Origin of the sequence: Paraburkholderia sp. 32 (genome assembly GCF_050435345.1) — a bacterium.
In the GTDB taxonomy this organism is placed as follows: domain Bacteria; phylum Pseudomonadota; class Gammaproteobacteria; order Burkholderiales; family Burkholderiaceae; genus Paraburkholderia; species Paraburkholderia tuberum.
Map to the genome: position 1 here is coordinate 854614 of NZ_JBNDKD010000002.1, position 25951 is coordinate 880564.

General features: G+C 64.0%; 27 protein-coding genes. 16 read left to right on the forward strand and 11 right to left on the reverse strand.

Annotation, left to right across the window (positions count from 1 at the left end; genetic code table 11):
* Positions 1 to 101: 101 nt before the first annotated feature.
* The gene (locus OKW26_RS19250; protein WP_429354793.1) at positions 102 to 2750 is read right to left on the reverse strand and encodes a glycosyl hydrolase family 28 protein; all 2649 of its coding nucleotides are present in this window, start codon (positions 2748 to 2750) and stop codon (positions 102 to 104) included.
* Positions 2751 to 3269: 519 nt separating this feature from the next.
* On the opposite strand from OKW26_RS19250, the gene OKW26_RS19255 reads away from it, so the two are divergent.
* Positions 3270 to 3677 (forward strand): LysE family transporter, encoded by a 408-nt coding sequence (locus tag OKW26_RS19255; RefSeq protein WP_429354794.1) that lies wholly within the window; start codon positions 3270 to 3272, stop codon positions 3675 to 3677.
* Positions 3678 to 3716: 39 nt separating this feature from the next.
* Here OKW26_RS19255 and OKW26_RS19260 read toward each other — a convergent pair whose 3' ends face one another.
* Complete coding sequence (locus tag OKW26_RS19260) at positions 3717 to 4136, reverse strand: PPC domain-containing DNA-binding protein (protein ID WP_429354795.1); 420 nt, start codon at positions 4134 to 4136, stop codon at positions 3717 to 3719.
* 156 nt (positions 4137 to 4292) lie between these two features.
* Here OKW26_RS19260 and OKW26_RS19265 point away from each other — a divergent pair, with 156 nt between their 5' ends.
* The 5 genes from OKW26_RS19265 (at position 4293) to OKW26_RS19285 (ending at position 6662) form a co-directional block, all read left to right on the forward strand.
* A complete protein-coding gene (locus OKW26_RS19265) occupies positions 4293 to 4745 on the forward strand; it encodes a MarR family winged helix-turn-helix transcriptional regulator (protein WP_184059273.1) in 453 nt (150 codons plus the stop codon).
* Between the two features lie 87 nt (positions 4746 to 4832).
* Positions 4833 to 5162, forward strand: coding sequence for a hypothetical protein (locus OKW26_RS19270; protein WP_429354796.1), 330 nt, complete (start codon positions 4833 to 4835; stop codon positions 5160 to 5162).
* Positions 5163 to 5284: 122 nt separating this feature from the next.
* Positions 5285 to 5620, forward strand: a complete 336-nt coding sequence (locus OKW26_RS19275; protein ID WP_429354797.1) for an ArsR/SmtB family transcription factor — start codon at positions 5285 to 5287, stop codon at positions 5618 to 5620.
* Positions 5613 to 6092 (forward strand): SRPBCC family protein, encoded by a 480-nt coding sequence (locus OKW26_RS19280; RefSeq protein WP_090810571.1) that lies wholly within the window; start codon positions 5613 to 5615, stop codon positions 6090 to 6092. Before OKW26_RS19275 ends, OKW26_RS19280 begins: the two co-directional genes overlap by 8 nt.
* 141 nt (positions 6093 to 6233) lie before the next feature.
* Complete coding sequence (locus OKW26_RS19285; RefSeq protein WP_184045223.1) at positions 6234 to 6662, forward strand: VOC family protein; 429 nt, start codon at positions 6234 to 6236, stop codon at positions 6660 to 6662.
* 205 nt (positions 6663 to 6867) lie between these two features.
* Here OKW26_RS19285 and OKW26_RS19290 read toward each other — a convergent pair whose 3' ends face one another.
* The 3 genes from OKW26_RS19290 to OKW26_RS19300 all read right to left on the reverse strand — a co-directional run bounded on the left by OKW26_RS19290 (position 6868) and on the right by OKW26_RS19300 (position 8751).
* The gene (locus tag OKW26_RS19290; RefSeq protein WP_184059165.1) at positions 6868 to 7152 is read right to left on the reverse strand and encodes a hypothetical protein; all 285 of its coding nucleotides are present in this window, start codon (positions 7150 to 7152) and stop codon (positions 6868 to 6870) included.
* Between the two features lie 236 nt (positions 7153 to 7388).
* Complete coding sequence (locus OKW26_RS19295) at positions 7389 to 7715, reverse strand: DUF190 domain-containing protein (protein ID WP_429354798.1); 327 nt, start codon at positions 7713 to 7715, stop codon at positions 7389 to 7391.
* 253 nt (positions 7716 to 7968) lie between these two features.
* Positions 7969 to 8751: an ABC transporter substrate-binding protein gene (locus tag OKW26_RS19300; protein ID WP_184045217.1), complete on the reverse strand. Its 783-nt coding sequence runs from the start codon at positions 8749 to 8751 to the stop codon at positions 7969 to 7971.
* 435 nt (positions 8752 to 9186) lie between these two features.
* On the opposite strand from OKW26_RS19300, the gene OKW26_RS19305 reads away from it, so the two are divergent.
* Genes OKW26_RS19305 through OKW26_RS19335 form a run of 7 tightly spaced genes read left to right on the forward strand, consistent with a single transcriptional unit; the run spans position 9187 to position 14742 of the window.
* Positions 9187 to 9714, forward strand: a complete 528-nt coding sequence (locus OKW26_RS19305; RefSeq protein ID WP_429354799.1) for a Na+/H+ antiporter subunit E — start codon at positions 9187 to 9189, stop codon at positions 9712 to 9714.
* Entirely contained in the window at positions 9707 to 9967 is a 261-nt protein-coding gene (locus OKW26_RS19310) for a monovalent cation/H+ antiporter complex subunit F (RefSeq protein ID WP_018422733.1), read from the forward strand. Before OKW26_RS19305 ends, OKW26_RS19310 begins: the two co-directional genes overlap by 8 nt.
* A gap of 3 nt (positions 9968 to 9970) precedes the next feature.
* Positions 9971 to 10213 carry a hydrogenase subunit MbhD domain-containing protein gene (locus OKW26_RS19315; protein WP_018422732.1) on the forward strand — a complete coding sequence of 81 codons (243 nt, stop codon included), beginning with the start codon at positions 9971 to 9973 and terminating at the stop codon, positions 10211 to 10213.
* A 3-nt stretch (positions 10214 to 10216) separates the two neighbouring features.
* Complete coding sequence (gene mnhG, locus OKW26_RS19320) at positions 10217 to 10561, forward strand: monovalent cation/H(+) antiporter subunit G (RefSeq protein ID WP_429354800.1); 345 nt, start codon at positions 10217 to 10219, stop codon at positions 10559 to 10561.
* Positions 10558 to 11262, forward strand: coding sequence for a Na(+)/H(+) antiporter subunit B (locus OKW26_RS19325; RefSeq protein ID WP_429354801.1), 705 nt, complete (start codon positions 10558 to 10560; stop codon positions 11260 to 11262). Before mnhG ends, OKW26_RS19325 begins: the two co-directional genes overlap by 4 nt.
* A 16-nt stretch (positions 11263 to 11278) precedes the next feature.
* Positions 11279 to 11653 carry a sodium:proton antiporter gene (locus tag OKW26_RS19330; RefSeq protein ID WP_184023510.1) on the forward strand — a complete coding sequence of 125 codons (375 nt, stop codon included), beginning with the start codon at positions 11279 to 11281 and terminating at the stop codon, positions 11651 to 11653.
* A complete protein-coding gene (locus OKW26_RS19335; RefSeq protein WP_429354802.1) occupies positions 11647 to 14742 on the forward strand; it encodes a proton-conducting transporter membrane subunit in 3096 nt (1031 codons plus the stop codon). Before OKW26_RS19330 ends, OKW26_RS19335 begins: the two co-directional genes overlap by 7 nt.
* A gap of 87 nt (positions 14743 to 14829) precedes the next feature.
* Here the strand turns inward: OKW26_RS19335 and OKW26_RS19340 are convergent, their stop codons facing one another.
* From OKW26_RS19340 to OKW26_RS19360, 5 genes are all read right to left on the reverse strand, one after another.
* Entirely contained in the window at positions 14830 to 15501 is a 672-nt protein-coding gene (locus OKW26_RS19340) for a hypothetical protein (RefSeq protein WP_429354803.1), read from the reverse strand.
* Between the two features lie 27 nt (positions 15502 to 15528).
* On the reverse strand, positions 15529 to 17046 hold the full coding sequence (locus OKW26_RS19345) for a cytochrome-c peroxidase (protein WP_429354804.1): 1518 nt from the start codon (positions 17044 to 17046) through the stop codon (positions 15529 to 15531).
* A gap of 122 nt (positions 17047 to 17168) precedes the next feature.
* Entirely contained in the window at positions 17169 to 19565 is a 2397-nt protein-coding gene (locus tag OKW26_RS19350) for an alkaline phosphatase family protein (RefSeq protein WP_429354805.1), read from the reverse strand.
* A 629-nt stretch (positions 19566 to 20194) separates the two neighbouring features.
* Positions 20195 to 20869, reverse strand: coding sequence for a glutamine cyclotransferase (locus OKW26_RS19355; protein ID WP_429354806.1), 675 nt, complete (start codon positions 20867 to 20869; stop codon positions 20195 to 20197).
* A gap of 14 nt (positions 20870 to 20883) precedes the next feature.
* Positions 20884 to 22113, reverse strand: coding sequence for a helix-turn-helix domain-containing protein (locus OKW26_RS19360; RefSeq protein WP_184059181.1), 1230 nt, complete (start codon positions 22111 to 22113; stop codon positions 20884 to 20886).
* Between the two features lie 167 nt (positions 22114 to 22280).
* Between OKW26_RS19360 and OKW26_RS19365 the strand changes: the two genes are divergently transcribed.
* From OKW26_RS19365 to OKW26_RS19375, 3 genes are all read left to right on the forward strand, one after another.
* Positions 22281 to 23045, forward strand: a complete 765-nt coding sequence (locus OKW26_RS19365) for a DUF899 domain-containing protein (RefSeq protein WP_429354807.1) — start codon at positions 22281 to 22283, stop codon at positions 23043 to 23045.
* On the forward strand, positions 23042 to 23875 hold the full coding sequence (locus tag OKW26_RS19370) for a DUF2182 domain-containing protein (RefSeq protein ID WP_429354808.1): 834 nt from the start codon (positions 23042 to 23044) through the stop codon (positions 23873 to 23875). The genes OKW26_RS19365 and OKW26_RS19370 overlap by 4 nt, the downstream gene beginning before the upstream one ends.
* A gap of 198 nt (positions 23876 to 24073) precedes the next feature.
* Positions 24074 to 24340, forward strand: a complete 267-nt coding sequence (locus OKW26_RS19375) for a DUF4148 domain-containing protein (protein WP_090810603.1) — start codon at positions 24074 to 24076, stop codon at positions 24338 to 24340.
* 150 nt (positions 24341 to 24490) lie between these two features.
* Here OKW26_RS19375 and OKW26_RS19380 read toward each other — a convergent pair whose 3' ends face one another.
* Positions 24491 to 25933, reverse strand: a complete 1443-nt coding sequence (locus OKW26_RS19380) for an aldehyde dehydrogenase family protein (RefSeq protein WP_090810605.1) — start codon at positions 25931 to 25933, stop codon at positions 24491 to 24493.
* Between the last annotated feature and the right edge of the window lie 18 nt (positions 25934 to 25951).

Consider the following 25951-nt stretch of genomic DNA (forward strand, 5'->3'; position numbering starts at 1 on the left):
CCGCGCCAGCCCAAAAGAAAATAAGCCCCACAGTCACCCGTGAGGCTTCAAAAAAACCCGCAGCCTGACACCGCGAGTCCTGGTCTTTCAAGCAACCACGCTTACTTCACATTCGGGAAGACCGGCCAGGACGAAGCCTGATCGCACAGCGACAGCTTCGCATTCTGCGAGACGATCGTGGCCGCCGGATTCGTGTCGCCCGCGGCGCCGGCGTCGTCGCTGCCATTGACGGTCAGGTTCAACGTGTTCGTCGGGGTCGTGTACTTGCCCGCGCCGCTCGACGTGTTCGTCAGGATACCGCCCGTGCCGTGAGCCATCGACGAGCCAATCAGGCTCACGTTCGCGCCCAGGTTCAGCGTGGCGTTGGCGGCCTTCGATTGCGTCGAGCCATCGAGCGCGCCAATGTTCACGACAGGCTTGCTCAGGTTCGCAATCGACATCGTGACATCCTTGTCCGCGACCACGTTATCCAGGTTCAGCTGGATCACGCTCTGCGTATTGGCGTATGCCGTGTCGGCATGCAGACCGCGGAAGGTCAGGCCGCCGCCGCCGTTCTTGCCCGCAGTCTTGTTGGCCGGGATGTTCATCATGCGGATGTTGCTGAGGTTGATGTCGTGGAAGCTCGGCACCAGCCACCCCAACCCCGTGTACGAGATCGGATCGGCACTCGGGCCCGTGTAGTACATGTCGAACACGAGGAAATCCTTCACGCCACGCATACATGCGCCGTCATAGTAGATGTTGCTGACGTCGCCGCCGCGTGCCTGACCGCTTTTGATACGCAGCCCCACGACGCCCATATCCGTCGACGAATTGGTGCCGTCGTAGATATTGTCGAAGTAGTTGTCGTAGAAGTGAATGTTTCGGACACCTGCATTCGTCGGGCTGCCGATCGACAGACCATGGCCGTTGTAGTTGTGGTTGTGCGCCACCGTGATGCCGTACGTGCGGTTCGACGAAACGTCGCGGTTACCGTCGATGGCCCACAGCATGTTGGCCGGCGTCGTCGCGCCCTGTGCCGCCGCCGGACGCGGATCCTGCAGACCGCCCTTGAACGCGACGTTGTCGTCGGACGGGCTCAGGAAGTTGTACACGATCGCGACGTTCTTCACGTAGCCGTCGAAGTACACCTGGCCTGCTGACGTCGTCTTGCTGCCCGTGCCGAGAGCCGCGTGTTCCGGACCCGCTGCAACGCTCGGGTCGACACCGTCGGTGTTCTTCACGCCCGTCGAGCTGGCATCGATCGTCGCGCCCGTATAGAGGTGCGAGTACGAACCGCTGACGCGGTCGAAGCCGTCGTTGTTCATGCCGACGCTCGCCTGGTTCGCCGCATCCGGCAGCAACGGCGTGATGATCTTGATGCCCCACACGGTGAGGCCGTCCACGCCGTCGGCTTCGACGGTGAAGAACGTGCTGTTGCGCAACGTGATCTGATACAGCGACAGGTTCTTCGACTGCTGCATCCACAGCACGCCGGGGTTGCCCTGGAAGCTGTACGGGCCGCCGCCGATGTCCTTGTTGCCGTGGTACGAGATATCCCACCAGCTTGCCGGCACCCAGCGTGCGCAACCGCCCGTGCCAGCGGTACAGCCGCCGCCCGTAACCGTGTAGCCGCCTGGGATGCTGGTTGCCTGGCGGTTCACCACATAGGTGACGGCCGGCGTGGTCAGCGTCGTCTTGCCCATCGCGGTGACCACATCGCAAGCGGTGCCTTCCGGCGCGAGCGTGCCCGCACGGTAAGCGGCGATCGTGTTCGTGCAGCTGAACTTCGGCGTCGTCACGCCCGTGATGTTGTTGCCCGAATACGTGAACGCCTCGGTGACGCCGGTGGCCCAGCGGATCGTCGGATATTGCGGCGACGAGCTGATCAGCGGCATGTAGCCACGCGCATCGATCGAGCCCGTGCCCATGATCGACGCGTTGACCGTATGCGTGCCGCGGATCAGCGGATAGCAGTTCTGCATGCCGCTCGTGCCCGCGATGGTCGCCGCGCCCGCGTTGGCGGTGCCGACAGGCGCGGGAAGCCCGGCCGGGTTGTTGATCGCGGCGCCGCAGGTGATCGCGTTCGGCCGATCCTGCGCGGTTTTGTCGTAGACGACCACGTCGCGGCTCGCGAACAGCGTGACGCCGTCGTCGATCCACAGCGTGACGCCCGACGGCAGAACGAGCGGACCGCTCAGGAATGCATTGCCGGCGCCGCCGCTGTTCTTGACGAGACGCACCGCGAACTTGGTGGCCTTGTAGGTCGGGTTCGACAGCGTTTCGCTCGATGCACCCGCGATGTTGACGTTCGGATTGTTGGCCGCCTGTTGCGTAGCGGCTGCCTGCTGATCGGCCTGCGTAATCTTCGCGCCGACTTCCGCGTCCACGGCGGCGCCGCACGCGTCGAGCGCGGCCTGGATACGCGCCTGGTCGGGGTTGTTCAGCGCCGTGGTTGCGCCGCCGTAGGTGACCGGCGTCGGATCCGAGGTGAGCGGCAGCGAGCCGTCCGCGTTCTTCACCAGGTTATTGCTTGCCTGAAGCGTCGAGCAAACCTGGGTGTCCGCCGGCAAAGACGGCGAATCCGGCAGGTTCGTGTCGCCAGCGTAGCGGCCGGGCGTCCAGACCGGGGAGGTCGGCGAAGTCGGGTTGGTGGGTGGCGTGGTCGAGCTCGTACCTGGACCTGAAATGTTATTACCCTCACCGCAACCGGCGACGGTCAGAACAAACAGGCCGAGGACCGCAAGCTCTCGGACTGAGCGCATCTTCATAAGTTATCTCCTTGGGAGTGGATCCACTGCGTGTTCCTGGCAGGCCTCGCCCTTCGCGCGGATGCGGCGGGGAAAGCGTCAGGGGCATGTGGACCATCAATATTTGTTATAAGACATCGTATAAGGTACAACCTGAAATCGGGAGCTTCCACTGCCGACGCGCGAGGGCGGAAAACCAAAGATCACCCAACTTATTTCGACGCAACCATCCGGCTCCCGGCCGGATCTCGAGAACGCATTGCAAGAGAAATGCTTTGCCCAGCATGGGACTGCGTCTCGAAGGTTATTTTCTGGCTGCGAGCCGACCATGCGGCAGCCTCGCCGGCAACCGACTCCGCGAGCTCGCGAACCAAGTTGTCGGGCAACGTTGAAATTCATCGTACAACGTACGACGAATCATGCTTCGGAAGGGCACACTCTTTCAATTACAGTAAACCCGACCTCCCCATATCAGGGACACGGTCAGCCGGGCCGAAGCGCGCCGGTATGATGAAAGCGTCGGAGCGATCGCTCGGACCCATGTCGGCCCGCCACGGGGGATTCATCTTGCATTCCGCCAACATCCTGCTTGCGCTTGCGGGCGTCCTGTTGCTAAGCGCCGGCATGATGACCGGCCTTGGGCTCGCCGCCGCGTCCGGCTGGGCTGCGACGAAGAAAGGCTATTTCGTCAGCATGACCAACCCGAAGTCGATCGCGTTCTACGGCAGCATCTTTGCGTTGATGGTGCCCGCGCATGCGCCGTTGTGGCTCGATATCGCGGTCGTGGCGCTGTCGATCGGCATTTCGTGCGCGTGGTACTGCGCGATGGCGTTGCTTGCCTCGCATCCGTCGGTTCGGCGCGCGCTGGTTCGGCGCAAGGCCGTGCTGGATACGGCAGCGGGTGTGCTGTTGGTGGGGGTCGGCGGGCGGATGTTGGCGGGGCGTTGAGCGGCTACCGGCGCGCGAAGCGATAGCGCCTTTGCGTGATCAGGCGGAGCCGGACTGCGGAGCGCCGCCGCCGCGAATCACGAGTTCCATAAAACCCGTCTGCGGATCAGGCTCCCGCGCGAACGAATAGCCCGGAACCGACACGAGCAACAACTCGACGGTCGTGCGTACCGTGCAGCCGCGCGCCACATGACCGCCGAACACCTGCCCGCGCGCATCCGCGATCGACATGTGCAGATGAGCGCCATCGGGCGAGACGGAGCCTGCGAGGGTCAATATTTCGAGGTCGCCGCGAATTTCCGTCGGCGCTTGCGCGCCAGCGAACCTCAATGCCGCAACGTGGAGGCTGCCGATGCCCTGGACGACGAAGGCTGCTTGCAGGTCGCGTTGACGAAGCCCGTCTTCGACGGCGACGCGAAGGTCGTCGCCGGGCGCGAGTCGGAGGGGATGGGCTTGCATGCCTGGGCCGGTTGAGACGCGGTGGACTCGGGGATTATGCGTGAATGAGGAAGTATCTCACAGGCGCTTGTTTATGCTGGGTTCGTGCGGACTCGACGGCGAAAATATCTTCAGTTTACTTGTACAGTTAAACTGTATATCTGCTATGTTCTCGGCATGTCACGACAATCACCGTCTTCCCAATCTACCGATCTAGCCGCCCTTGCGGGCGAACTGCGCATTGCCGTGAGCAAACTGGTTCGCCGCGCGCGAGAACATTCGCAATCGAGCGACTTTACGTCGGCGCAGAAGTCGGCGCTGTTTCATCTGGAGCGCGGCGGCCCAGCCACAGTTTCCGCGCTAGCGCGAGCGCAGCGCGTAAAACCACAGTCCATGCGCATTACCGTTGCCGGTCTGGAGACGCTGGGCGTCGTCAAAGGCGAAGCGGATCCAACCGACGGACGCAAAACTCTTATCGATCTCACCCCCACGTTCAGACGAACGCTCAAGGCAAGTCGGGCGGCCAAAGAGGACTGGCTGATCGGTGCCTTGCAAGCGCAGCTATCGCCGCGAGAACAGGCCACGCTCGCCGCCGCGGTGGAACTGCTGCAGCGGCTCGCTGACTCCTGAACGTTTGCAGGTACTTCATCCGAACCGGCATCGAAACGGGCACAGCCCGCGACCTCATCGATTTACTCGATTCAAGGAGCAACTGAAATGGATTGGCCGCATGTCGTCTCTTATTTTTTCGGCGGTGTTCTGTTCGCGAATGCCGTGCCGCATTTCGTCTGCGGTGTGATGGGCGAGCCGTTTCAGAGCCCGTTCGCGAAGCCGTCCGGAAAAGGGTTGTCGTCATCGACCGTCAATGTACTGTGGGGCTTCTTCAATATGGTCGTCGGCTATCTTCTGGTTTTTCGTGTTGGCGACTTTCGGATCGAGGCAACGGGTGATGCCGTGCCATTCGGCCTCGGTATCCTGGCGATGGGCATGCTCTGTGCGCGGCTGTTCGGTCCTTTGCATGGCGGCAACATTCCGAAACGTACTTGAGCGCCTCGTAAACGGGAGTCGGCGCTTGTGTCGAACCTGCGGAGTGTCCCTCACGTCGCCTTGACAGGCAAGCAATTTCTTGCCTATAGTAAATGCAATAAATTACTTGCCTGTAGCCGTTCATGACCGAGCGCCCCGACGACACCGACGTCCTATTCAAAGCCCTCGCCGATCCGAGCCGGCGCAAGCTGCTGGATGTGCTGCACGCGCACGACGGCCAGACTCTGAACGACCTGTGCGACCACCTCGACATGACGCGGCAAGGCGTGACCCAGCATCTGGGCCTGCTGGAAGCGGCTAACCTCGTCGTTACCGTACGCAGCGGGCGCGAAAAGTTGCACTTCCTCAATCCGGTGCCGCTGCAGCAGATCTACGAGCGCTGGATTGCCAAGTTCGAAAAGCCGCGCCTGAAGGCGCTCTCGACCCTGAAACGACGCCTGGAGAAAGGCAATGACTAGATCGACGTTCGTCTATGTGACCTATATCCGCACTACGCCGGAACAGTTGTGGTCGGCGCTCACCGACGCGGAGTTCATCAAGCAGTACTGGTTCGGCATGCACTGCGAAAGCGAATGGACGGCGGGCTCGTCGTGGAAACTCGTGTCGAGCGGCGGCCAGATTTTCGACGCGGGCGAGATCGTCGAGGCCGATCCGCCGCGGCGTCTGGTGATCCGCTGGCAGCACCAGATTCGTCCCGAGTTGCAGGCCGAAGGCGATTCGCGCTGCACGATGGAGCTCGAACCGAGCGGAACGGCGGTCAAGTTGACGCTCACGCATACGATCGAGCGCGATCCATCGAAATTCATCGAGGCGGTGTCGGGTGGCTGGCCGAAGATCATGTCCAACCTCAAATCGCTGCTGGAGACAGGCTCGATCGCGTTGCAGGAGGCTTATCCGGCCAATGGCGGGAGTCATGCCGGGAAGGCCTGATGCGGGGATACGCTGTAGAGCATCAGGTGTGTGGCTTCATCGTGGGGCCGATCGATGCATCGCAGGTTCGACAGCCGTCCATCCGCGAGATCACGCTGATAGAATCGTCCGCCCGACCCTCGCCCATCTCAGGAAATCAGCATGGAAATCCAGCCCTATCTGTTCTTCAATGGCCGTTGTGAGGAAGCCATTGAGTTCTATCGTTCGGCGCTCGGCGCGCAGGAGTTGCTGAAGCTGCGCGCGAAAGACGCGCCGCCCGATCCCGCTCGCCCGGTGGCGCCCGAACACGCCGACAAGATCCTGCACGCGACGCTCGTCATCGGTAACACGCACGTGCTGATGTCGGATGGCGATTGCCGCGGCGGCAACGCCGTGCATGCGGGCTTCAGCCTGTCGGTCACCGCCGACGACCAGGCATCCGGCGAAAAGTACTTCAACGCGCTGGCGGACGGCGGACAGATCACGATGCCATTCCAGCAGACCTTCTGGACCAGCGGCTTCGGCACGTTGATCGACCGCTTCGGCGTGCCCTGGATGGTCAATGTGCGGCACGAGGAGCCCACGGCATAGCATTGAAGCGGGCCGGCGTTCCATATCACACGCACATGCGAGCGCCGCTTCGCCGCGGCGCAACTACCTGTCCGTTCCGTCTTTCCATGAGTCACGTCTGCCAGGAAGGCGGCGCCTGCTGCGCGCGGCGTCGCCATGCGCGGGACCGAGAGCAAGCCTGCGCGCATGGAACGGCGACCAATGCGCCGTCGCACCTAAGCGACGCTTACTGCGTCGCGGACGCCGTGCTCGCCGGCGTGCTGTGGACCGACGCGGCGTCGCTCGCGGCGGGCGCTGCGCTCGCCGCCGCGCCCGCCTCGGCGTTCGCACGATTTGCCGCGTCGCTATCGCCCGGTGTGCCGCGCGGGCTCGCCGAATTGCTCATGACACCGCTGCTCACCTGGCCCGTCGAGATACCGCCATTCCCGGCCGTCCGCTTGCAGCCGGACGCGCCCGCCAGCAACGCAACGGCCGACAGCGCGATCAGCATGTTTGCCGAAACCTGCCGCATGATTCGCTCTCCCTGGGATGACTCGCCTCTTGCAGCGGAGCATGCGCCATGCCCAATAGCCACACCGGGCGCGCGTCTACTCGCGCGCGTACGCGGACCAGGTCGAGAAGGACTACGAGGTGTTCCGCCACGCGTGCCGCAGCGGCAAGCTGGAAGCACGCACCGATTCCGACATGGCGGCCGACTTCGTCGCCTAGACGAGCGAGGCGTGGGGCTTGCCATCGAGGCCCGGTCGTTCAAGCCCCGTCGGCCTCGCCGACGACGCCGAACTCGGCGGTCGTCTTCACGTAGAACAGATGCAAACCTTCCGTGCGCAGTCGATCGAACAGCCGATCGGCTTCGTCGCTCGTCACCGCCATCACGACGGACAACGGCTGATCGGCAAGCTCGAAGAAGTGCGCGGAGTGAATGCGATGATGATGGCCGACGCCTTCGCTAGCCGGGATCAGGGTCGCGCCACGCAGGCCGAGTTCGCTCGCGAGACGCACGAGCCAGTCGGCAAGCGGCTTGCCATGATGGCTGCGCCCCTGCTGGGTGAAGAACGTGATCTGAAAGCCGTGCATGTCGGTGCCCCCCAATGCGGATCGCGCCGTGTGCGCAAGGCGATCCGCACGCGAGCCGGTGGCCGCATTGCGCCGTCCCCTGGTCGCTTACTTTTGTAAGCGGAAACCTGCAGCGCCGCGTGAGGCGCCGGTTGCAACCGATTCGGGCATCCCCGCTTGCCGCAGCACGGCTCAGGACGGTCATGACACAAGTTTAGGTGTCGGGCCGCGCGAGTGCCAGGTCGAAACTGGTCACGTGCGGCGCGGCCCCGGCTCACTGACCGTACACGTCGAAATCGAAATACTTTTTCGCAATGCGGTCGTAAGTGCCATCGGCGCGGATCTCGGCAATGGCTTTGTCGATCTTTTCCTGCAGATCGGTATCTTCTTTACGCAAACCAATCGCTGTGCCGCTGCCGAGCGTTTTCGCGTCGTAAAGCGGATTGCCGGCAAATCCGAAGTCCTTGCCGCGCGCGGTGCGCAAAAAGCCGATATCGGCTTGCACCGCGTTTTGCAATGACGCGTCGATACGGCCGGCAAGCAGATCCGAATACACCAGATCCTGATCCTGATACGGCACGATCGCGGCGCCGGCCGGCTCCCAATACGTCTTCGCATAGGTTTCCTGAATCGAGCCCTGCTCGACGCCGATGCGCTTGCCCTTCAGCGCTTGCGGCGTCGGCTCGATCGGCGAGCCCTTCTTCGCGACCAGACGCGTCGGAATGCGGAACACCTTCGACGAGAACGCGATCTGCGCCTGGCGCGCGGGCGTCATCGACATCGTCGACAGCACGCCGTCGAATTTGCGGCCTTTCAGCGCGGGAATCATGCCGTCGAACGAATTCTCGATCCACACGCATTTCGCGTTGAGCCGGCGGCAGATCTCATTGCCGAGATCGATATCGAAGCCGACGAGCTTGCCGTCGGCGGCTTTCGATTCGAACGGTGGGTAGCTCGCGTCGACCCCGAACCGCACGGTCGACCAATCCTTGGCGATTGCGCTTCCGGACGAGACGGCCAGCAGCGCAATCGTCAGGGTCGCCAGCATGGCTTTCATTGTTGCTCCTTATTGGTCATTTGAAGAATTCAAACCGCGCGAAACCCGACATTCGACCGGGATCTGGTCGCCGGCGCAAATTCATTAAAAAAATCAATTTATGCAGCGCACGCATAGATTGGCGACTAGACTTCCAGATTCCGATCAATCACAGGTGATTAAAAAACGGTACGGCGCCGCTTAGAGATTCAACGTCGTGTCTTATCGCGGCAACGCAGTCTGTTTCAAAATAAATGCGCGCCGATCGGCGTCGGCTTTTCGCGCGCCATTTTATTGAACAGATCGCAATGACACTAATTCACTCGATGAGCAGCCGATAAGCGCCGCGCGGATTGACGCACACAAAACGACCACCAACGGACAACCGTGCGCCGGTTGCTTTGCCATAAGTTGTCACTTAGAATTTTCCGCAAGGCCTCCTGAGGAACCGATGACATGGCTTCGAACAACGGAAAACCGGTGTCGTCGTTCGTTCCTCGGGGAATGCCTGGCCTCTGGGTCGTCCTGTTCGTCATCTGGATGATCGCCAATGCATCGCTCGCCGTCGAACCCGCACTCGTCGGTCTCGTCATTACCTTCGTCATCGCGCGTGTCTTCGTATCATCGGGCGAAGCATGGCAGCGCCTACGTCTAACGCCAGGCGCACCGTATCACTTCGCCGCGTATAGCGCGACCTTCGTCGTCGAGCTCGTACGCGCCAATCTGAACGTGATGGCGCTGGTGTACTCGCCGCGTATCGACATCAAGCCCGGCATCGTCAAGGTTCGCACGCGCCTCCAAACACCGCTTGGCCGTCTCGCGCTCGCCAATTCGATTGCGCTCACGCCGGGCTCGCTCGTCATGGATATTCGGGACGACATACTATTCATTCACTTGCTCGACGTGAAGACGACCGATATCGACGCAGCGACCGAGGCACTCGTCGCACCGTTCGAAAAGCATCTGGAGAAAGTCTTTGGCTGAGATCATGCTCCGGATCGCCGCCGTGCTGATCTTCTTCGCGATCCTGTTCGGCGTGATCCGTCTCGTGATCGGCAAGACCCTCGTCGACCGCATCGTCGCGATCGACATGCTGACGGTCGTCTCGCTGTCGCTGATCGCGCTGTACGCGCAAGTCTCCGGTCGTTTCGTCTATATCGACGTCGCACTTGTCTATGCACTGCTGAGCTTTCTCGCGGTGCTCGCGATTGCGCGCTTTCTCGAAAGGGGGCTGTGAGCCATGCTCGAACTGCTCCTGCTGCTGATGTGCGCGAGCATCCTCGTGAGCGGCGTACTGGCCGTCTGCCTGAAGAATCTGCTGGCCGCGATGGTGAGCTCGGGGCTCGCGAGCCTGTTCGCCGCGATAGCCTTCCTGCTGCTCGCCGCGCCCGACGTCGCGATGGCCGAAGCCGCGATCGGTTCCGGACTCGCGACCTTCATCTTTCTGTACGCGATCCGCAAAACCGGTTATCAGAAGGGCTAGCGCATGTTCGAACTGATCGGCAGCGTGTTCATCCTGGTGGGCGCCGTCTTTCTGTTCTCCGCCGGCCTCGGGCTGCTGCGCATGCCGGATGCGTATACGCGCATTCAGGCCGGCACCAAGGCGTCGACGCTCGGCAACATGCTCGTGCTGATCGGCCTCGCGTTCTATCACCCGAACTGGACCTTCCGTCTGATCCTGCTGATCTACTTCGTGCTCGTGACCAACCCGGTGTCCTCGCATGCGCTATCGCGCGCCGCCTGGCTGATCCGCACGCCGATGACCCCGTCCACGATCACCGACGCACTCGCCGACGAAGGCGGGCGCACCGCGGGGGAGGCCGAATCATGATGCGTCGCGCGTTTGCGCTGCTGACGGTGCTGCTGTTCGCGGTCGTGTTCTGGCGGCTGGTCGGCGGCTACACGGAGTTGCAGGCGCTGCGCCCGCTCGCCTGGTACTACGTGGTCAGAGGGCCGCTCGAAGTCGGCGCGCCGAACATCGTGACCGGCATTCTGATCACCTTTCGCGGCTTCGACACACTCGGCGAAGTCGCGGTGCTGTTCATGGTCGCGGCGAGCGTCGGCGTGCTGCTGAAAGAGGAAAGCAACGCGACCTCCGCCGCTGCGGCAGACAAATCCGCGCCCGCGCGCCGCCCAGCCGGCGAGATCGTACATACCGGCAAGCAGGTGCTGCTGCCGATGATCCTCACCTTCGGCGGCTACGTGATCGTCAACGGACATCTGTCGGCGGGCGGCGGTTTCCAGGGCGGCGCGATCGTCGCGTCCGCCGTGATGCTGATGCTGCTCGCGCGGCCCCGTTCGACGCTGAACGTCGCGCTGCTGAGCGTCGTCGAGTCGCTCGCGGGCGTGATCTACGTGTGCATCGGCATTCTCGGCCTCGTGCTCGCGGGCGGTTTTCTCGACCCGCGCTTTCTGCCGCGCGGCGAGTTCGGCGCGTTCTTCAGCGCCGGCGCGATCCCGCTGATTTCCACGCTGCTCGGCGTCAAGGTCGGCGCGGAGCTGAGTGTCATCATCGACCGGTTCAGAAGCTGAACGAGAAGGAGAGCGCATGAGCACCGGCATCCCGGTTTCGAAGATCCTGCTGATCACGGGCTTCTGCCTTTCCTTGATCGGCCTGTGGGGCATGCTGACCCACCGCAACATCCTGCGCATCATCATCGGCTTCGCGGTGATCGACACGGGCCTGCACATCGTGATGGTCGCGACCGGTTACGTCACGGGCGGCACCGCGCCGATCATCGACGCAGCGCTCAGCAAATCCGCCGCCGCGCACCGCGCGATCGATCCGATTCCGTCGGCACTCGTCGTCACGGCGATCGTGATCGGGCTATCGGTCACCGCCATCATGCTGTCGTTCGCGATCCGTCTTCATGCCGCCAAAAAGACGCTTTCCATCGACGCCTTCACCGAGTCGAAATGGTAGCCGCGCTGTTTCATCCGCTGCACATCTTCATTCTCGGGCTCGGCGGCGGCTTCGCCATTCCGCTGCTGTACCGGCTCGGCAAGCCATGGCTCACGCTCGGCTTTTTCATCGCGCTGTGCGGCATCGTGCTCGTCTCCGGCGTGTCGTTCTACGGCCTGCTCGACGGCGGCGACACGATCGAGGTGCTGACCGCGGGCGCGCTGCCGCCGGTGTCGATCAATCTGCGCTTCGGCTTGTGGGAAGGCTTCTTCACGTTCAGCGTCAATGTGGTCGCGCTGCTCGGCGCATTGCATCTGTGGGACCGTCTGCGCGGCAACTACGCGGCGTTGCTGCTGTACCTGATTCTGGTGATGGGCATCGACGGCATGGTGATGACACGCGACCTGTTCAACCTGTTCGTGTTTCTCGAGATCGTGTCGATCGCGACGTACGGCCTGTTCGGGCTCGAGCGCACGCCCGCCGCGCTCGCCGCCGCGTTCAAGTACATCTTTGCGACCGTGATCGCGTCGACGCTCTTTCTGCTCGGCGCGGTGCTGCTCTACTACGTGAGCGGCACGCTCAACATCGACGAACTGCTGTCGCTGCGCGACCAGCTCGGCGGCCCGATCGGCACGACCGCGATCCTGCTCGTGTTCGCGAGTCTCGTGATCGAGCTGAAGCCGTTTCCGGCCAACGGCTGGGGGCTCGACGTCTACGAGACCGCGCCGAGCGGCGTCGGCGCGATGGTATCGGTCGGCGTATCGGCGGGCGTGTTTTTCGCGCTGCTGAAATTGCTGCCGCTGTTCGACGGTCTGCTGACGCTGCTCGCCGTCTCGGGCGGCGTCACGTTCCTGTTCTCGAACCTGCTCGCGATCAAGCAGACGAAGCCGCAACGCTTGCTCGGCTATTCGTCGATCGGGCAGATGGCGCTGTTGATGCTGTCGCTCGCGTTGTTGCGCCAGATCGGCGCGGACGCATCGATCCCGCTCGTCGTCGGCGGGCTCTTCATCAACCATCTGTTCGCGAAGGCGGGGCTGTTCTGGCTGATCGGCGTGCTGCGGCGGCACGGCGACGATGCACGCGCGATCCTGTCGCGCAGCCCGTTGCTGATCGGCCTGCTCGGCCTCTTCCTCGTCGCGATCGCGGGACTGCCGCCATTCCCCGGCTTCTGGGCGAAGTGGGAACTCGTGATGCGCCTGACCGCCGCCGGCAAGCCGTACTGGATCGTGTTGATCCTCACCGGCTCGCTGCTCGAAGCGGGTTATATGTTCCACTGGTTCGTGCGCGCGCTGGCTCCGTCCGAGCTCGAGGCCAAAGCCCGGCCGAACATCGCCGCGCTGTTGCCGCTGTTCGGCGTCGCCGTGCTGCTGATCGCGGCGGCCTATATGGCAGCCGTGTTCTCGGGCGTCGTGTCGGCGTGGATCTTCTCGCCGCTCGCGGCGGGTGCGCTGTTCTATGCGGCCGATCGTCTGCCGGGGCGCGCGAAAGGCGTGCTCGCGGTGATCGCGATTGGATTGATCGGCAGTCTGCTCTGCGAGGGCTCGCGCGGTATCGCCGGACTGTTCGCCTGGCTGCTGCTCGCGGGCAGCCTCGTGATCGCAGCGGCGAGTCTCTATCGCGACGACGTGCGCGCCGGCTTCTATCCGATGCTCGTCGTGCTGTCGCTGTCGATTCCGGCGCTGCTGCGCTCATCCACCTCGCTCGAGTTCTTCTATAGCTGGGAAATCATCACGCTGTCGTCGTGCTTCCTGATCGCGAAGTGCCGGCGTGCGGGACCGCACGTGCTGACCTTCCTGCTGTTTTCGCTGCTGGCTGCGTTCTTCCTGCTGGCGGGCTTCGCCAACGTCGCGACGATCGACGACAGCATCGCGCTGTCGGCGCTGATCCATTCGGGACCGGAGGCGAACCGCGCGTTCGTGCTGCTCGCGGCGGGCTTCCTGATCAAGGCCGGCGCGATCGGCGTGCACGTATGGCTGCCGGGCGCCTACACCGAAGCGGAAGACGACGTGACCGCGATGCTGTCGGCGGTGGTCAGCAAGGTCGCGATGTTCGGCCTGTTGATCGGCACCTATCTGACGATACGCTCGGAGGTCGGCCTCGAACTCGCGCACGCGATGACCTGGATAGGCATGCTGACGGCCCTGTTCGGCGCGCTGATGGCGTTGCGGCAGAACGACTTCAAACGGATGCTCGCGCTCTCGAGCATGAGCCAGACCGGCTATATCGTCGCCGCGATCGGCCTGATGAGCCATCTCGGCTGGGTCACCGCGCTGTATCTGGTCGCCAATCACATGTTCGTGAAGGGCATCCTGTTCCTCGCGCTCGCAGGCGTGATCTCGCGCACCGGCACGCGCAACTTCGCCGATGTGGGCGGCCTCGCGCGCGAGATGCCGCTCACGTTCGCGATGGTCGTGATCGCGCTGGTGTCGATGTCGGGCCTGCCACCGCTGATGGGCTTCGGCGGCAAATGGCTGCTGCTGAGCGCAATGACCGACAAGGGTTGGTACGGGCTCGCCGTGTGCGGGCTGATCGCGACCTGCGCCGGCTTTCTGTACATGCTGCGCCTGCTGAACGGCGTCTTCCTCAAACCGCGCCCGCCGCAGCGGCCGCAGGTGCGCGAAGCGCCTGTGATGCTGCTGGTGCCGCAGTTGCTGTTCGTGGTCGGTATCGTGGTCCTGTCGTTCTTTCCGAAGGTGTTGCTCGAACCGGTGTCGGCCGCGATCGATCCGCAGTTTGCGGCGACACTGGTGTGGGGCGGCATGTCGCTCGAAAGCATCTACGGGTTCTGGAATCCGACGCCGGTCGTGATCGTCGTGCTGATCGTCACGGCGATCGTGTTCGGGCTCGGCGTGCTGTACTACCGCAGCCGCCGCGGCAATGCGCGCAACGCCCCGGATTTTTACCACTTCTACCGGCCGCTCCTGAGCCGCACGGTGCCGCCGGTCGCGCAGATGTTCTGGCGTGGCATATCGCACTTCGCGCTCGTGGCGGCGGCTCGGATACGCCGCGTCTATACCGGCAACGGGCAGACCTACGCGCTCTATGTGCTGCTGTATTTTCTCGCGATCTATTTTGCGAGCACGGGGCTGAGTCCAGCGAGGACACCGTAAGGGTGCACCTGGTCCTGGCGCAGCGGCATGGACCGGCCCACGTGCGGGAACGATCGCCTCGGCGCACGGCGTCGGCGAACTCAACGATCATCGAACGAGATATTCTTCCGCTACCCAGCCGTCCTTGGTCAAGCGCACGCCTTCGCGCAGTTGCATGGTGCCCGCGCCTTCGATCACGCGCGCCACCATGGGAAACACTCGCTGGAACTCGGGAGTCCTGGCAAAAGGCGCCGGGTCGATCTTATAGGTGTAGAGCACCGAGGTCCTGGTCTCGCCGTCGTGAGTCTGGGGCGGCTCCCAGCCCACCACCTTGTCAAGGGTCAGCGTGGCCACGCAAAAATCGGCGTCGTGCGTGACCGTCTTGCCGGGCGTCGCCACCACCACCGGCTTGTGCAGGTAGAACTGCTTGCCTTCGTCGGTCAGCACATACTCGCGTCCCGGCGCCTCGATCCTGGCCCCGTCCTCGCCAGTGCGCTCGACCGTCATGACGGTGCTCTTGACGAGGCCCAGCTTTTCCATCACCGGCAATTGCAGCGCATCGCGGGAATGCGTGACCACGATGTCCTGATCGGCCACGTGGATGGGCCAATCGTATTTCGCCACGCACAGGTGGCCGCGATCGGCCAGGTAGTGCGTGATGGTGTTGGTAAAGTTCTCCGCGGTAGGCTCGGCCTTGTTCTGGCAACCGCCCAGCAGGAACGACGCCGTCAGGGAAACCGCAATGGCAGTGCCGCGCACCGGATTCGAAAAATGCATCATCGTGGATAGTTCAAGTATTCAAAGAGATCAATTCACGCAGCTACCGCTCGTGGGCTGGGTCGCGGGAGGCTGGTAGCCGTCGCTCAAAGTATTCAGGAAGCAGATCACGTCCTGCACGTCCTGATCCGATAGTTGCGGCGCCGAATGGACAGCACGCGGCTGCGCACCGTTCAACGCGGTGGTGCCGCCCGCGTCGGTCTGGCCCTGCCCCAGCGGCAGTTCCTCGTCGATATTGCCCTGGTAGGCGGCCGGCAGATCGTTGAACATGTTCACCGTCGCGCCCGCTGCATAGGTGGGTTGCAGCGCATAGCTCGGGTTGCTGGTCAGCTTGGTCGAATCGCCACCCGTGGACGGATACCAGTACTCGGGGTTGGTGTCGCGGGTGTTGTAGAAGCGCACCACCTGCTCCAGCGAGTGGAACACGCCGTTGTGGAAGAAGGCGCTGCGCGCGGCGACGTTGCGCAGCGTCGGCACCTTGAAGCGACCGCAATACGGATCCGGGTTGTTCACGCCCGTAAAGGGGTCCGGGCCGGCGCCGCTGGTGGCCGAAAGCGGCGTGTGGCTGTCATAGCTGCCGTTATTGATCGGGCCGCACAGCCCCATGTCGTAGTAGCTCGCGTTCAGGTTGGCCGCGATGGGGTTCGGATTGTCCGGGATCGACGTGTCGTTGCGCGGCGCACCGATCGCCTGATAGGTGAAGTCGGTCCCCAGCGCGTTCGAGCCGTTGAAGTTGGCGCCCATGAAATGGCAGGCCACGCAGCCGGCCCCGTGATCGGTATCGTTGAACAGGTTCATCCCGCGCAATTCGGCCGGCGTCAACGTGCCGCCGATCTTGTTGTTCGCATACAGGTCGAACTTGCTGGAATACGGCGCAAAGCTCGGGTCCTCGTTCTGGTAGGCCTGCAGCGCGAGTCCGATGTCCTGGAACGCCGTGTCCGTATCGCCGAACACGGCCGGGCCGTACACCGCCGTGAACTGTGCGGCATACGAGGAGCTCTTCACCGCCTGCACCACCGCGTCCTTGGAGGCGTTGTTCATCTCGATGGGATTGAGCAGGGGCAGCGCCACCTGGTCGGCCAGCGTCTTGCCGCGGCCGTCCCACATGAATCCGCCGCCCGGCGCGTTCGCCGTGATGCCGTCGGGGTTCGAGGCGTTGTCGTCGTAGGCGGGCGTCATGGCCTTGTAGCGCAGCGAGGGAACCGCGCGCGGGCCTTCCGATACGCCATCGGAACCCAGCTGCACCGCCAGGCTATTGGGCGGGCCGTAAGCATACGCCGGATCGTGGCAGCTCGCGCATGCCTGGTTCTTGCCGCCGGACAGGTTCTTGTCGAAGAACATTTGCTGACCGATCTGGGCCGCAGCGCTCAGCTTGCTCGTGGGCGCCGACCCCGTGGATCCCGTGGATCCCGTGGATCCCGAGGATCCCGTGGAGCCCGTGGAGCCCGTGCCTGCATCCGTCGAAGCAGACTGTGACGAGCCCCCGCCCCCGCAAGCGGCCAGTGTCGACAAGATGACATAAAGCGCCCCCGCATAAACCTTGCGCATCGCTACTCCCCCGGCTTTGTTCGATAAAACAGCTGGCGGGGGAGCGGCCGAACCGCTCCCCCGCGCAGGCTACTGCTTGATGAATGGCACGCTTGCGCGTGCTTACCGTTTAGTGCTTTTTATTACTTCGTCGCCCACAGGTTCTTCTGGGTCGCGTCCGGACCAACTTGCGCCGGATCGCTCACGTCACCCGTCTGGAACTTCTGCGTGTAGCCGGCCGGAATCACGTAGGCGTGGTTCATCGGACGAACCGCGTCGTAGTGCGTGTCGGCGCTGCCCGCGTACTCAGGCAGGTTGGCGATGTTCTGCGCAATGTACGACTCCGTGTACTTCGAACGGTTGGCGTACGAGGTCGGAACAGTCGGGTCGGCCAGCTGGAACATGTCCTGCACCGTGCGCACGAACGAGAAGTGGCTGTACGTATCGCTGTCGGCGACGCCCTTCGGCGCGGAGCCCACGTCTTGCTGGTTGGTCATCAGGACGAAGATCGAGTTGCCATGGCCCTTGTTGCCGTTGCCGTACTTCGTCTGCACCGGGGTCCAGCTGCCGTCCGCGTTCTGCATCTGCGTAGCCTTGCCACCCACGTCCCAGCCGCAGCACGAGCTGCCGGCACCGTTGGACGTGCCATTGCCTTCGTCGAACATGACCACGATGGCAACGTTGCGCTGCTTGTTCTGCCACAGCGGCGAGGCCTTGATCTTCTGCACCACGGCGTTGGTGTAGTAGTCGGCGCGGGTCAGCAGCGCGTGAGCCGGAACGGTACCCGAGGCGGTCGCGCTGTCCTTACAGGTGCCGTCGCTGCCGGTGCCGTGCAGGTCATCACACTGGTCAGGCATGATGAAGTTCAGGGTGCCGATGTCGCCCTTGGCCAGGTCGGTGCTGAACTGGTCGACGTTGTAGCCGGTCGGAACCTTGTAGAGCGTGGTGTTGGTCAGGTCGGCCGCGTTCGTGTAGTACTGGGTACCGAAGATCGTGCGGTTGTTCGCGAAGAACTCCGGCTGGTTACGCACGTTCTGGTAGGCCATGCCCGGATGGTGCTTGGTCTTGTAGAGCGAACCGGGCATGGCGAACGGCGTGCCCGTCACGGTGATGCTACCGTCCGTCTGGTTGTAGGCCTGCGATACACCGGTGTCACCGAGGCTGTCGCCGCGCGGATCCTGACCCGGGTTCATGGATTCGCTGTAGGTACGCCACGTCAGGCCCGCGTTCGAAATCTGCGTGAACAGGTTCGGCGCGGTCATGATGTTGTGGTTGGCGACGGAACCGGTGCCGTCCGTCGAGCACGCCTGGTTGCTGGCCGCCGTGTAATTGGACAGCAGCGATCCAACGGCCACGGTGGCGCCGCCGGCGGTGGTACCGATGATCGGGTCGTTCGGCGTCAGCGCGACGTGGGACGGCAGGGGCTGGCCGTCGGAAGCCGTGCCGCCGGCGAAAGCCTTGTCCGTCGGGGCGTTGGCGCCGGTCGCGGCGCAACCCCACCAGTTGTCGTCGCCGATACCGAAGTCGTCGGCGCCGCCCAGGGCGGTGTAGTTCGGCTCGGACGGGCTGCCGGTCGCGAAGTAGGTCGAGAAGTAGTTGCCGTTGGTGATCATCGAGTTGACCGCCGGCATGTACGCCGAACCCTTGACGCGGTTCGTGCTGCTGTTCTCCAGCATGATCACGAAGACGTTGTCGTAACGCGGAATCGCTTCGACGTTGAACGCAGCCTGCTGGGCTTGTGCGAAGGTGATCGCCTTACGCGTATCCGTCGGGACGGTTTCGCCGGCGGTGATGCCGGAAACGCCGGTCAGGGTGGGGTCGCCACCGGCAACGGCCAGCGCATCGGGGTACTTGTCGCCACGATCGAGCTTCGTGGTGGCGTACGTGTAGCGGTTCGTCAGTGCGTTTTCTTCGAACAGCACCGCGTACTGCTCGGCGCCGGACAGGGTGTTGGCGTCGGCCAGGACGTCGCCGGCGGGAACCGTCACGGAGGCGTCGTTGAATGCCGGGCCGGACAGACGGGTCGACAGATTAGCCTTCTCGGTCGCGTACTTGCTGCCGTTGGCTTCGACGAGGCGCTGCACTTCGCTCGACATCGGGCTGATCACGACTTTGGTGGCGCCCTGGTCGGCGATCTGGTCGGCCGAAGCGCGCAGGATCAGGTGGCTGGCGACCTTGGCGGCCGATGCCGTGTTGGTGGCCGAGGTCGTGATGTCAGCGACGAGCGGACCCGTGGCGGTCGTGGTCAACGAGAAATGGCCGCTGCTGTCGGTCTTCGCGGAGGCTTCGCCGCTGTCGAGCACACCGTTGCCATTGGCATCGACGAACACGGTGGCGCCAGAGTAGTAGCCGGCCTTCAAGGTCGGGTTGCCGCTCGAGCTGCCCGGGACGAAGGCAGTTGCGGCGACCACGCCCGAGTAAGTCGTGCCGGCGGTCGTGCCACCGTTGTTGTTGCTGGCAGAGGGGCTATCCGAATTTCCGCCGCAAGCTGCGAGCACGCAGGCAGCGGCAACGGACGTTAGACAAAGCGCTGGGCGCATTTTGTGATGCGATGACATTTGGGGACCCTTTGTTAGTTGTATCGGCAACCGCTTGTGTGGGGCAACACTTGGTAAAACCAACGAATAATATGAAGGGATTGTGTAAACGGTATGTCTGCACGCGTTAAGGATTGGAGTGAGAACCTGGCTTGGTTCTGATCACATCTTCTCGAAAAGCCGCAATGCACGGGCAAGCAACGAAGACGAAAATAAAGTTGAGAATCAACCGTCGTAGTTGTTGCGGATGCAGCGAAAATGCTCTCAATTCCCCGCTACTATTGAAAAACACTCGGAATACTTCGCGTGTGCAGTGCAGCATCCGAGTGTGTTGCGGTTTGGACTTTCGAGTACCGGGTGGTGGCGCATGCGCCGCGTCGGTGGGTCTGATGCGAGCACTGGTGGGCGAGGCCGAAGAGGCGAGATGACGGGACCGCTATCCGGCGGTGGCTGAGTGCTTTGCCACGGCCTGCTAGAAGTCGCTGCAGGCGGCCCGCGTATGGGGAGTAGTCTCGCGATAAGAGTAACGCAATGGAATACTTCGTTTACCAACGATGACTTACGTTATCGGCGAGTACAAGTAAGCCAAATACCAGCGCCGGATAACGAGGACGCGCTGCTTGCATGACGAATCACTCGCTCGTCGAATCGACCGGCAATTGCGAGTCGCTCTCTCGCACGGGACGCTGCACGGCGCGAACGAGCCCGCTGCCGCCGCCTCCGCAGAAGAACAGATCCGCGCCGTTCGATTCGAGTCCGGAAATGCCCGCGCCGGCCGGCATCTCGACGCGCTCGAGCACCTCGCCGCTACGCGGATCGAGATGCCGCAGCTCGCTCTCGTCACCTTCCCACGTGCCATGCCATAGCTCGCCGTCGACCCACGTGATCCCGGTCACGAAGCGATTCGATTCGATCGTGCGCAGCACCGCGCCAGTGTCCGGATCGACCTGATAGATTTTTCGTTCGGGATACTGACCGACCCATAGCGAACCTTCGGCCCATGTCAGCCCCGACTGGCCGCCGTCGCCGGGCGCCGCGATCGTCGACAGCACGCGGCCGCTCCGCGGGTCGATCTTCTGGATGCGGCCGTGCGCGATCTGGAACAGGTGTTCGCCGTCGAACGCCGTGCCCGCGTCGGCGGGCACCGCGATCGAGCGCAGCGTCTCGCCGCTCGCCGGATCGAACGCGTCGAGCCGTTCGCCGGTCGCGATCCACACCTGTCGGCCGTCGTAGGTGACGCCATGCACTTTATCGACGCCCGTAAAGGGCCCATATTCACGGACGATTCTGGCGGCAGAGCGGTTCATGGTGGCCATCCTAATCATGAAGGGAACGGGGAAGGGAGTAACAAAGCCGTCGCGAATCCGGCCAGGGGCGGCGTCATCCAGCGGCGCGCGCGCCCCTCGCCCACTGGCTGCACCTTGCCGGCCGCGGCGAGCGAGTCGAGTGAGCGCTGCACGGTGCGCTGACTCGCGCCGAGCACGAGGGCAAGCGCGGAACTCGACCACGCTTGGCCATCCGACAGAAACGCGAGCAGCGCCGCATGCTCGCCTTCGACCGGCGGCGCCAGCACGACGACCTCGCGAGCGTGACGCGGCGCGAGCGCGAAGCCGCGCGTCGTCGCGCTGACGCTCGCGAGCGTGCCGAGCGCCGTGCGCAGCCGGCCGATCTCGACGCGCAGCCGCGCGCGATGCGATTCGTCGGCGCGTTTGGCGCGGAACGCCCGTGCGACGAGCGCGTCGCGCGGCACGTCGTCGGGCCATGCCTCGCCGAGCATGCGGGCGAGCGCAAACAGCACCGGTCGGCTCGCGAGCGCAACCGCCGCGTTCGCATCGCGGATCGCGTAGCGGCAAGCGTCGACGATCAACGCGCCGCCAGCGCGATTCGAGGTCAACAGCTTCTCGACTTCATCGAGCAGGATCGGTTCTTCTTCGCCATGCGCGATCATGCGCGCGGCCGGTTTGCCCAGTGCCACCGACGCGCTTTCGACTTCCGCGATCAACGCCGGAATGCCGGCCTCGCGTGCCGCGCGTCCGGCCCGCGCCAGCGCGGCACGGGCGGCGCTGCTGCGCAAACGCCGCAGCGCGACTCCCGCGACCACCAGTTCATGCGCGGCACGCAGTGCGGGCGGAAACGGCCGGGGATCGAGCGCGGCAAGCTTGCGCTCCGCTTCGTCGAGACGGCCGATCAGCAGCAGACGCCGCGCCGCGAGATACCGCGCATGCGCGGCATTGACGCGATCGCCGTACGCGTCGAGCGTGGCGGTCGCGGCGTCGAGTGTTTTGGCGGGCCACGCGAGATCGCGCGACGCCAGCGCGATCTCCGCTTCGGCGACCACGCATCTCGCGCGCGCCACCGCATGCTGCGCGCCGAACGCGCGCGCGGCGTCGCGCACCAGCGCCTTTGCGCGGCCGAAATCGCCGAGCTGCGCCATCGCGATGCCGCGCAGCGCGAGCGCCGGCGCGTCGTCGCGTAACGCGACGTGGTCGAGCGCGCCAAGTGGATCGCCGGCCGCGAGCGCGCGCGCCGCCGCCGAAATCAGCGCGTCCACGGCGTGCGAGTCCGCGCGTAGCACGTCAATGCATCAAGTGAATCCCGCCACACTTGTCACTCCCACCCGATCGATGCCCGGCCCTAATCTAGCACGACCATCAACCGTCACCGACGCCGTCGGGCAAGGGTTCGCGCGGCGCGGCACGACTCACGGAGGTACCCACGATGACTACGCATCCGATCGGAACACGCGAACAGTGGCTCGCCGCGCGACGCGCGCTGCTCGACGCGGAAAAAGCCCACACGCGACAAGGCGACGAGCTCGCGCGGCAACGCCAGGCGCTGCCGTGGGTCAGGGTCGACAAGGCCTACCGCTTCGATACCGACCAAGGCAGCGCGTCGCTCGCCGATCTGTTCAAAGGACGTTCGCAGCTGCTCGTCTACCACTTCATGTTCGGCCCCGACTACAAGGCGGGCTGCCCGTCATGCTCGTCGATCGCGGACGGCTTCGCCGGCTTCGCCGTGCATCTCGCGCATCACGACGTGATGCTGACGGCGGTGTCGCGCGCGCCGCTCGACAAGCTGCAGACGTACAAGCAGCGCATGGGCTGGACGTTTCCATGGGCGTCGTCGGCCGGCGGCGATTTCAATTTCGACTTCAACGTCTCGTTCACCGAGACACAGCAGCGCGATGGCGATATCGAGTACAACTACGCGCGCAACAGTCACGCGATGGACGTGAGTCCCGCGCCCGAACCGGTCGCGCAGTTCGCGGCGACCTGCGGCACCGACGCGGCCACCTATTCGCGCGACCGGCCAGGCATGAGCGCGTTCGTGCTCGAAGACGGCGTCGTCTATCACACGTACTCGACTTACGCGCGCGGTGTCGATGCGCTGTGGGGCATGTACCAGTGGCTCGATCGCGCGCCGAAGGGGCGCAACGAGACGGGCATCTGGTGGCGCCGTCACGACGAGTACGAGCGGTCATGAGCCCGCTCGTGCGCGCTGTCTGCTTGAGCGGGCAGCGCCTTGCCACACGGCACGCGGCGCGCTCATCGCAGCGCGTGTTCGTCGGCGTCTGCGCACTGGTGTTCGGCGCGAGCGTCGCGGCGACATTGGCCCACGGCGCGTCGATGTCCGCGATGGGCGCGTTGCCGATGCCCGGCGGCTGGTCGATGTCGACGCTGTGGATGCCGACCTGCGGGCGCACGTGGGCCCGCGCCGCGGCATCGTTCATCGGCATGTGGATCGTGATGATGGCGGCGATGATGCTGCCGTCGTTGATGCCGACGCTGCTGCGCTATCGCGACGCGATCGGCTCGCGCGCAAGTGCGCAGCGACTGGCCCTGCTGACGATGCTCGTGAGTGGCGCGTATGCGGTCGTATGGACGGTGCTCGGCGTGGCCGTGTTCGCACTGGGCGCGTCGCTCGCGGCGCTCGAGTTGCGGTGGCCAGCGCTCGCGCGTTCGATGCCGCTGGCGGTCAGCGTGGTCGTATTGCTCGCGGGCGCGTTGCAGTTCAGCACATGGAAAGCCCGCCGCCTCGCCTGCAGCCGCACGACACCCAGCCTTCCCGCCGATGCGCCGAGCGCGTGGAGATACGGTCTGCGCATCGGCATCGATTGCGCCGGTTGCTGCGGGGGTCTCACGGCAATTCTGCTGGTCGTCGGCATGACGGATTTGCGCTTGATGGCCGCCGTGACGGCCGCCATTACGGCCGAGCGACTTGCGCCGGACGGCGCACTCGTCGCCCGGGCGAGCGGCGCCATAGCCGTCGCCGGCGCGGGCTTGCTGCTCATCCAGGCCCTATCAGCCGGCTGACCCATGCGCGCCAGCTGTCGCGGATCGCTTCGCAAATCGACGCTCGACGGCCTTGCCGTCTCATTATTGTTTTGGTTTCGGAAACAGTGAGTTCAGAAATTAGGTATTTACCCTAGTTTCCGCTCCCCCTAGACTGTCATCACTGCTGCAAACAAATGGTTTCGCAGCCTAACAAGACAAAATCTGGAGGTAGTAAAAATGAAATCGCTCGTTCAAGCTGTCGTTATCGCCGCTACCCTCGCTGCTCCGGTTGCCGTTTTCGCTCAATCGAACCAGCCGCTGACCCGCGCGCAAGTCCGTGAAGAGCTGGCTCAGATCGAAAAGGCCGGCTACAACCCGGCACGTTCGAACCCGAACGAATATCCGTCGAACATTCAGGCTGCCGAAGCCCGCGTCGCGGCACAAAACGCCGCGGTCGGCGGCGTGACCAGCGGTTCGTCGCAGCAAGGTCACGCAGCGCAGTAAGGCGTTGCAGGTTGGCAAGTTGCTGTTGATGTAGCTGTACCTGCCGGAGCGCTCGGCTTAGCGCTCTCGCAGCTTCCCCTACTGGCCCGCCATCGCGATTGAATGCGATGCCGGGCCAGTTCCGTTTTGGGGAGCTCTGTTAGTTCTGCGTCAGACCGCGCCCGGGTTGATATACGCGGTCTTCACCGACGTATAGAACTCGCGGGCGTAGGCACCCTGCTCGCGCGGACCGTAGCTCGACCCCTTCCGCCCGCCAAACGGCACGTGATAATCGACCCCCGCCGTCGCGGTGTTGACCATCACCATGCCGGCCTGCACATGGCGGCGGAAATGACTCGCGTACTTCAGCGATGTCGTGCAGATGCCGGCCGACAACCCGAACTCGGTGCCGTTGGCAACCGCGAGCGCTTCCTGGTAGTCCTTGACCTTGATGACCGACGCCACCGGCCCGAATACCTCTTCACGGTTGATGCGCATAGCCGGGGTCGTCTCCGTGACCAGCGCCGGCGCGAGGAAATAGCCGCGCGTCGAGCCTTCGACGCGCTCGCCGCCGAACACCGTGCCGCCCTCGTCGCGCGCGATCGCCAGATAGCGCTCGTCCTGTGCCAACTGCTTGTCGTCGACGACCGGGCCGATGTGCGTGCCGTCCGCGAGCGCATCGCCGACCTTCAGCGCGCGCATGCGCGCCTTCATGCCGTCGATGAAGCGGTCATAGATCCCCGCGGTCACGATCAGCCGGCTCGACGCCGTGCAACGCTGGCCCGTCGAGTAGAACGCGCCGTTGATGCAGGCTTCGATCGCGACATTGAGATCGGCGTCGTCGAGCACGACCATCGGGTTCTTGCCGCCCATTTCCAGCTGGAATTTCTTGCCCGAATCGAAGCACTTCGCGCCGATCGCGCGGCCCGTCGAAACGGAACCGGTGAAGCTGATCGCATCGACATCCGGCGACGACACGAGCGCCTCGCCAACCACCGAACCGCGCCCCATCACGAGGTTGATCACCCCCGCCGGCGCGCCCGCCTCGGCGATGATCTTGACCAGCTCCCACGTGCTGCCCGGCACCAGATCGGCCGGCTTGATCACGACCGTGTTGCCGTAGGCAAGCGCCGGCGCGATCTTCCACGCCGGAATCGCAATCGGAAAATTCCACGGCGTAATCAGGCCGACCACGCCGACCGGCTCACGCGTCATTTCGACCGTCATGCCCGGCCGCACCGACGGCATCACTTCGCCGCCGACGCGCAGCGCTTCGCCCGCGAAGAACTTGAAGATCTGCCCGGCGCGGCCCACTTCGCCGATCGCCTCGGGCAGCGTCTTGCCCTCTTCACGCGCGAGCACCTTGCCGAGCTCCGCCTTGCGCGCGAGGATCGCGCTGCCCGCCTGGTCGAGCACGTCGAAGCGCTGCTGCGGCGTGGACAACGACCACTGCGCGAAGGCCTTGCGCGCGGCGCTGATCGCGCGATGCGTCTGCTCGGCGTCGGCTTGCGCGAATTCGCCGATCACGTCGTCGAGATTCGACGGATTGACGTTGCGCGACACGCTCGCGCCGTCGACCCACTGTCCGTCGATGTAGTTTGCGAACTGACTCATGTCCTGATCCTCCTTTCG